Below are 7,345 nucleotides of genomic sequence, written 5' to 3'. Positions count from 1 at the left end.
TTCTAGCTTCGTCGGCAGCGTCAGATGTGTATTAGAGAGAGCATAAATATGCCAGAATCCCCATAAACAGAAACATAAATTACATTTTTATGTTAATTTAGTAATTATATTACAGCACGCGCAATGAGTGCACCCCACTGATATCATATAGCGTTTTTAATATATTAACACAAGTTTTCAATTTATATGCTTTCAAGAGCCCAGCTTGCAGCCGCAGGCATCTTGGGATAACAGACTGCACGTGTGTCCGCGTAGCTCAGCAGGATAGAGCACAGGATTCCTAAAGTCTGAATTGGGCGCCATGACAGGAAACTTCATGGTGGATTCACTCAAATTCGGGGAACGCTCTGGCTTACTTGAGCCGTGCCAATCCCGAGCCAAGCTTTCCGCCCTTAGCGGAAAGAAGGTGTAGAGACTGTACGGGTGACACCTTGGCTCCTCTCGCGGGGTCGTGGTGAAGAGACAGTCCAGACCACGAACATGCTCAGCTATGAGTGTGGCGGCGAAAGTCGAAGTGGTATGAATCCTGGGGCCGGAGGTTCGAATCCTCTCGCGGACACCACAACTTCACAGCGTAATTGCCTTATCCTGCGCCGTGTCCCTGGCGGGAATGTTGTGAGGAATGCCAAGAAGCGCATGCAATAAATATACGACGATAGCCGCTGTCAGAAGCACCGCCAGTAACCGTCCAAAAATGCGAAATGCCAAAACAATCAGAGCACACAACAGGCAGAATAAAAGCACTGTCTGAAACTGCCCATGTACTCCGATACTACTCAGCACGGCACGTGCGGAAACCTCCACAAAGGCTACAGCCGCAACGATGAAGCCCAGCAGCATCAGGATGAAACTGAGCAAGGTGTCAAAAATGGATTGCATGGGTCGCCCAGGGCATGAATTGAATTAGAAGCATCCTACAAAGACATCACCCTCTTCCTTCGGTCAATCGCTTCCAGAGCCGGGGATGGACGGATGATAACGATGTCATTACGAAAGAGGGTAGCGCCACCTGGAACATCAGACTTTTTATGAGCATCTCATGACCTCTTCGCCCAACCTGCTGCTCACGATCATCCAGGCTATTTTGCCCATTCTGGTCACACTGGGCTTCGGCTATTTCGCCGCATACCGTAAAGATTTCGATGCCCAGCAGGCAGGCGTTCTGACGCGACTGGTCATGCTCTATGCCCTTCCGCTCGAACTCTTCGTCTCCATTCTGAGCACACCCAAAGCACAGGTGCTATCTGCCGGCCCGGTAGCGGCGCTCATACTTTTGGCGATGGTGGGCGGATATGCCGCCGTTTTCAGCGTGTTCCGTTTTGCACTGAAGCGCCGGTTGAGCGAAGCCGCAATTATTGCCATGACAATCACCGGGCCTTCGGTCCCGTTTATTGGTATTCCCGTCTTGGGGCAGATTTTCGGGGCCGCCAGCGGTGTACCGATTTCTATCGCCGCCCTAGCCATGAATCTGATCCAGTTGCCCATCACCCTTATTCTGATGGGTCACGACCACGGCAATCAATCGGCTCGCGACACTGCCACGGAAACACGTAACGAATTCAGAGAGCTGGTAGGGCACCTTCTTCATTCATGCCGCGAACCCGTGGTCTGGGTACCCTTGTTAGCTCTTGTTTTGGTCAGCGCTGGCGCTTTCCTTCCCGTCTTTCTGAAGGGATCTTTTCTTCTGCTTGGCCACACGACCGGAGGAGCGGCCCTGTTCGCATCCGGCGTGGTGTTATTTACGCGACAGGTCCGTTTCAGTCCTCTGGTGGGCACAATTGTGGGGATCCGCAACATTGTCATTCCAGGCATAATCTATGCTCTGGCACGCGCATGGCACCTTCCGCCGCAGGCCCTTCAGGAAAGTGTGTTGACGATGGCGATCCCAAGTGCCTCCATCAACGTTATTCTGGCAATGCGGTATCACGTTCTGGAACGCGAAATCGCTTCCGTCCTGTTTTTCGGAACACTCACCTCCATTGCAACAATGGCATTCTTTATATGGTTAACCGGCGCTTAAGTAGCTTTCTGTTTGTCTGCACAGGCAATATCTGCCGTTCTCCACTCGCTGAACTCGCCATGCGCCGAGAGGCTGCAAGGCGACAGCTTGAACTCGATATTGATTCTGCAGCAATCGGCCATTGGCACCTCGGGTATCCCCCTGATCCAAGAGCCTGCAAGGTGGCAAGTCGACATGGCCTGGATGCTTCGGCACTCAGATCACGTCTGGTCTGCGAAGATGACTTCTACCGCTTTGACCACATCATTGCTCTCGATCACTCACACCTGACTCACCTGCAGAATATACAGCCTGCGGATAGCAGGGCATGCCTTTCCCTTATGCTTGACCACATTCCTGGCCGAGAGGGTGAAGACGTCGATGACCCTTATTATGGCCCAGAGAGCGGCTTTACAGTCACTTGGAACGACGTTGAACAAGCATGCCGCGCCCTTGCGGACAAAGAGCTCGACGCCCTCCCCTCCCGTCCCTGATCAACAGGAGAACTGCCTTGTCTTCCAAACCTGACCTGCTCATGATCGACCCATTCCCAGCCGGGATCGTCGCGCGACTTGCAGAGCATTTTAACCTGCACAAATATAGTGATCTCGATCAGCTCAAGCCAATCGCAGATAAAATCCGGGGAGTTGCTACAGGGGGAGGTTCAGGACTTCCACGCCCCATCATGGACGCGCTCCCCGCGCTGGAAGTCATCGCCGTCAACGGCGTCGGGACAGATCAGATCGACCTTGACGAAGCACGCCGCCGCAAAATTGGTGTTGCAACAACGCTCGGCACCCTCACCGATGATGTCGCAGACATGGCCATTGTCCTGACGCTATCAGTCATGCGTGACACGGTCTTGAATGACCGTCTTGTTCGTTCCGGTGAATGGTCCAGAAATTCGCTACCGCTGTCCCGCAGCGTGACCGGAAAGCGGATGGGCATCGCAGGTTTTGGACAGATAGGGCAAGCCATTGCCCATCGTGCAGCAGCATTCGGTATGGAACTGGCCTATTTCAATTCCAAGCCACGTCCTGAAAGCGCCGTACGCTTCGAAAGTGATCTGAAGAAACTGGCTGAGTGGAGCGATATTCTCGTTCTGGCAGTCTCGGGAGGCCCTCGATCAGCCAATATGGTTGATGCGGAAATTCTTGAAGCTCTCGGGCCAGACGGCGTCCTCATCAACATTGCTCGCGGATCGGTTGTCGATGAGGCAGCTTTGCTTTCAGCTTTGCAAGAAAAGCGAATTGCAGGCGCCGGACTGGACGTGTTCCAGAATGAACCAAATATCAATCCAGCATTTTTTAAGCTGGACAATACGGTCCTACAAGCTCACCAGGCCTCAGCAACCGTAGAAACACGGACCATCATGGGCAACCTGATGGTGGATAATCTCGTCGCCCACTTTGACGGGAAACCCTTGCTGACACCAATCCTGTAAAAAGAACTACTCCAGAAACTGCTCGGCAATAATACGCTCGGACAGTCCATGATCTGGATCGAAGAGGACCGTGGCATGCAGCTTACGGTCCTCTTTTACGATGACCTCCGCGACATCACGAATTTCTTTAAAATCTGCCACTGCAGCTGTTGGTCGTTTGTCTGTATCCATCAAAGTCAGCCTGACCACGGCTGACGATGGCAAAAGGGCACCCCGCCAGCGCCTGGGCCGGAAAGCAGAAATCGGCGTCAGGGGCAATATGTTAGCGCTTAACGGCACAATAGGCCCATGTGCCGAAAGATTATATGCCGTCGATCCCGCAGGGGTCGCGACGATCACGCCATCACAGATCAACTCTTCCAATCTGACCCGCCCATCAACTTCAATACGAATCCGGGATGTCTGACGTGTCTGCCGAAACAGGAACACGTCATTGAACGCGCGTGCTTCGAAAACCTCACCACTGACTGTTCTCGCTGTCATATGCAACGGATGCAGTAACGAAGGCTGCGCATTTAACAGGCGTTCCGGAAGATTATCTTCATTTGGCGTGTTCATGAGGAACCCAATGGTCCCGTAATTCATGCCGTACACAGCCAGTTCAAGTCCAAGGACACGATGAAGCGTTTCGAGCATGAAGCCGTCGCCCCCCAGACTGACCGCCACATCCGCGTTCTCGAGCGGCACATTGCCATAGCGAGCAACCAGAACAGCAAGCGCATCTTGGGCGACATCTGTTGACGCCGCTACAAAAGCAATTTTCATGAGGGTTAGATCAACTGCCTGTTTGCCTGAATGGGCATACGCTCACGCACTTGACGCACCTGATCAAAATCGAGATCGGCAGTTCCCCACGCGGCTTCACCCCCCAGTTTCAGAACAACCTCGCCCCAGGGATTCACAATCATGGAGTGCCCATACGTTTGACGCTCGTTTCCAGCAGCATCCGTGTGCCAACCGGCTGTACCGCAAGCAATAACCCATGCCTGCGCCTCTATCGCACGTGCCCGGATCAGGATTTCCCAATGAGCTTCCCCTGTCTGCTGTGTAAACGCAGCAGGCAAGATGATCATCGCCACATCGGCTGCCCGCAATGCGAGAAACAGCTCAGCAAATCGCAGGTCGTAACAGATGGCAAGACCAGTCGGGACGCCCGAGATGTCCACGACCTCCACACTGTCACCCGGCACATAACTATCGCTCTCCCGATAGCCCTCACCATTCGGCGTCACCACATCAAAAAGGTGAATTTTCCTGTAGCGACCGCACTCATTACCTTGAGGGTCAAAAATCAGCGACGTATTCGCCAACTTGTTTTTACCCTCACCCGACACGATCTCCCCAATCGAGCCACCATGAACCCAGATCCCATGCTCCTTCGCCATCGCACGCAAAGCCTCGTACAGAGGGCCGCCCTGCTCTCCTGGAGTAGGCAGGCTCTCAGCATTTGCATGCTTTGTCTCGGCTGTCCCGCCTAGACAACTCCACACCTCTGGCAAAACGACTAGCGCAGGGTTTTGAGCTTTTACAGCATCCGCGACGAGACGCTGAGCCTGGGAAATATTCGCCTCCCGGTCAGCCGAAGGAGCCATCTGGATCAGTGCAACACGCATGGTCAGTACATTTCCTTAAGCAATGACCCGAGACCATAAGCGATCGAAGAGTCCGAGGTAAGCCCGGATTTCTCGAACTGCAGTCGCCGCTTTCAATACATGAGGACATGATCTCTCGCGTTTTTACTGGATTACCCCAACGGTCCGTATCTTTGCGCGAGTAGAAATTTCTGTCTGCGAGAGCACCATTGTCGAAGGACGGATACGCTCCACAATCATTCGCATGGGACGACGCATCCCCCCGGCGACAAGAATAACCGGGTTTTCACCCTGCCCCAAAGCTACATCCAGCGCCTGCCTCAGCTTTCCTACAAATTCGTTAAGGCGAGATGGTGGGAGCGCTAACTGACGATCATCCGCAGGGCCGATCATATTTTCTGAAAATACAACTTCCCAATCGGGGCTGAGTGTCAAAACAGGAATATAGCCTTTTGGTCCGGTAACGGCGAAGCTGATCTGACGCGCCAAACGGGTCCGAACATGTGAGGTCAACGCCACAACAGATTTCAGACCTTGCCCACAGCCTTCCTGAAGCGCCTCTAAAATACCCGACAGATCTCGAATTGAAATCTGCTCAGCCAGAAGACTTTGTAGCACTCTCTGAACAACACTTACTGACACTTGAGACGGAATGAGATCGACAATCAGTTTTTGCTGATCACGCGGCATTTCATCCAGAAGTTTCTGTGTTTCGGAGTAAGAGAGCAGGTCTGCCATGTTTTCCCGGACCAGCTCAGTGAGATGGGTAATAATAACACTCGCGGGATCAACAACAGTATAACCTTTAATTATTGCGTTCTCTCGTTCACTTTGATCAATCCACAAGGCCGGGAGATTAAATGCGGGCTCTCGTGTTTCTTCGCCACGCAAATCCGGTAATCCACCCTTAGGGTTCATTGCCAGAATCCTGCTAATCTGTACTTCCCCATGCCCAATTTCGATTTCTTTAATTTTTACAGAATAGGCATTGGACGATAGCTGTAAATTATCCTGAATACGAACTGGAGGTAAAATAAACCCCATTTCTCCAGCAATTGTTCTCCTGAGAACCTTGATTTGCTCTGTCAAACGCGCGCCATCACCGCTCGCGATTGAAAGTAAATTGAATCCCAATTCCAAACGCAACAAATCGACGCGTAAGCTCTCAGTAAGAGGAGGCTCACCGGGTTGCATATTTTCAGGAAGGCTAACGGCATCCTCTTCAGCATCTTGATCGGTAACCGGAGAGCGGTACCGCAACCATGCTCCTCCTCCTGCAAGAGCCGCCAAACCAAGAAAAGGAAGCGTTGGCAGACCCGGCATTAATGAAAGAACAGCCGCAGAGCCAGCAGCCAGAGCCAGCGGTTTGGGATTACCCCCAAGTTGCCGCACCAAAGCCACGTCTGCTGCTCCTTCTGTCCCTCCCTTAGTCACCACAATACCCGAGGCCGTAGAGACCAGCAGAGCAGGAATTTGCGACACCAGACCATCGCCAATCGTCAAAGTCGTAAAAGCAGAAGCTGCATCCGCCACAGACATTCCATGACGCCCAATGCCGATTGCCAACCCCCCGACGATATTGATTGCCGTAATAATCAGACTTGCGATTGCATCTCCACGAACGAACTTGGCCGCACCATCCATCGCTCCATAGAACCCACTTTCTTCCTGGAGTTCTTTGCGACGTTGACGAGCAATTTTGTCACTGATGGCGCCAGAAGACAGTTCAGCATCAATCGCCATCTGCTTTCCAGGCATGGCATCCAGCGAAAATCGTGCGGCCACTTCGGCAATACGACCTGATCCTTTGGTGATCACCATGAAATTCACAACCAGAAGGATTGCAAACAGGATCGCGCCGATTACGACATCACCTCCCATAAGGAAGCCCCCGAAAGCAGCTACGACATGGCCTGCTGCATACATCCCCTCATAGCCGTGACTAAGAATGAGTCTGGTCGTCGCAACCTCCAACGACAGACGGAGCAGTGTTGTGAGGAGGAGCAATGTGGGGAAGGAGGTGAAGTCGAGTGGTCGCGTCAAAAACAAAGCAACCATCAAAACGAGCACAGACGCCGTCACAGAGAGCGCAAGCCCCACATCCAGAATGAATGTCGGAAGCGGTAAGACGAGGATTGAAAGCAATGCCGCAACAGCCAATGCCAGTCCGACATCGGTGCCTGGCAACCAACGCTGCCCTCCTCGCAACCAGACAGGCAAAGGAAATTTCTGAAAATAACCAGAGAGAGTGGTCTTTTTCACAATGGAAGAAAGAGCCCCTTCTGATGTATTCATAATAATAATCTTACC

Annotated in this window: 7 protein-coding genes; 3 read left to right on the top strand and 4 right to left on the bottom strand. The window is 52.5% G+C overall.

Going from position 1 to position 7,345, the window contains the following annotated elements:
* Nucleotides 1-567: 567 nt before the first annotated feature.
* Nucleotides 568-879, bottom strand: a complete 312-nt coding sequence (locus tag ABF979_RS15595; RefSeq protein WP_415560639.1) for a hypothetical protein — start codon at nucleotides 877-879, stop codon at nucleotides 568-570.
* A gap of 160 nt (nucleotides 880-1,039) precedes the next feature.
* On the opposite strand from ABF979_RS15595, the gene ABF979_RS15590 reads away from it, so the two are divergent.
* From ABF979_RS15590 to ABF979_RS15580, 3 genes are read left to right on the top strand one after another with little or no spacing between them, the layout of a single operon-like run.
* Entirely contained in the window at nucleotides 1,040-2,020 is a 981-nt protein-coding gene (locus ABF979_RS15590; protein ID WP_215750644.1) for an AEC family transporter, read from the top strand.
* Nucleotides 2,002-2,493 (top strand): low molecular weight protein-tyrosine-phosphatase, encoded by a 492-nt coding sequence (locus ABF979_RS15585; protein ID WP_415560638.1) that lies wholly within the window; start codon nucleotides 2,002-2,004, stop codon nucleotides 2,491-2,493. Before ABF979_RS15590 ends, ABF979_RS15585 begins: the two co-directional genes overlap by 19 nt.
* Before the next feature lie 17 nt (nucleotides 2,494-2,510).
* Nucleotides 2,511-3,443: a 2-hydroxyacid dehydrogenase gene (locus tag ABF979_RS15580; RefSeq protein ID WP_415560637.1), complete on the top strand. Its 933-nt coding sequence runs from the start codon at nucleotides 2,511-2,513 to the stop codon at nucleotides 3,441-3,443.
* 6 nt (nucleotides 3,444-3,449) lie between these two features.
* Here the strand turns inward: ABF979_RS15580 and ABF979_RS15575 are convergent, their stop codons facing one another.
* From ABF979_RS15575 to flhA, 3 genes are all read right to left on the bottom strand, one after another.
* On the bottom strand, nucleotides 3,450-4,208 hold the full coding sequence (locus ABF979_RS15575) for an NAD kinase (protein ID WP_202207735.1): 759 nt from the start codon (nucleotides 4,206-4,208) through the stop codon (nucleotides 3,450-3,452).
* A gap of 5 nt (nucleotides 4,209-4,213) precedes the next feature.
* Nucleotides 4,214-5,056, bottom strand: a complete 843-nt coding sequence (locus ABF979_RS15570; protein WP_415560636.1) for a carbon-nitrogen hydrolase family protein — start codon at nucleotides 5,054-5,056, stop codon at nucleotides 4,214-4,216.
* 123 nt (nucleotides 5,057-5,179) lie between these two features.
* Nucleotides 5,180-7,330: a flagellar biosynthesis protein FlhA gene (gene flhA, locus ABF979_RS15565; RefSeq protein ID WP_415560640.1), complete on the bottom strand. Its 2,151-nt coding sequence runs from the start codon at nucleotides 7,328-7,330 to the stop codon at nucleotides 5,180-5,182.
* Nucleotides 7,331-7,345: the final 15 nt, after the last annotated feature.

Origin of the sequence: Gluconobacter sp., from assembly GCF_047723935.1 — a bacterium.
Classification (GTDB): Bacteria; Pseudomonadota; Alphaproteobacteria; order Acetobacterales; family Acetobacteraceae; genus Gluconobacter.
Note: the sequence above shows the minus strand (reverse complement) of the source record. Positions and strands in the feature narration are given on the sequence as shown.

Bases quoted from the DNA above. Each gene is read 5' to 3' on its own strand.
- ABF979_RS15595 (WP_415560639.1), bottom strand. From the start codon at position 879: ATGCAATCCATTTTTGACACCTTGCTCAGTTTCATCCTGATGCTGCTG.
- ABF979_RS15590 (WP_215750644.1), top strand. From the start codon at position 1,040: ATGACCTCTTCGCCCAACCTGCTGCTCACGATCATCCAGGCTATTTTG.
- ABF979_RS15585 (WP_415560638.1), top strand. From the start codon at position 2,002: ATGGTTAACCGGCGCTTAAGTAGCTTTCTGTTTGTCTGCACAGGCAAT.
- ABF979_RS15575 (WP_202207735.1), bottom strand. From the start codon at position 4,208: ATGAAAATTGCTTTTGTAGCGGCGTCAACAGATGTCGCCCAAGATGCG.
- ABF979_RS15570 (WP_415560636.1), bottom strand. From the start codon at position 5,056: ATGCGTGTTGCACTGATCCAGATGGCTCCTTCGGCTGACCGGGAGGCG.
- flhA (WP_415560640.1), bottom strand. From the start codon at position 7,330: ATGAATACATCAGAAGGGGCTCTTTCTTCCATTGTGAAAAAGACCACT.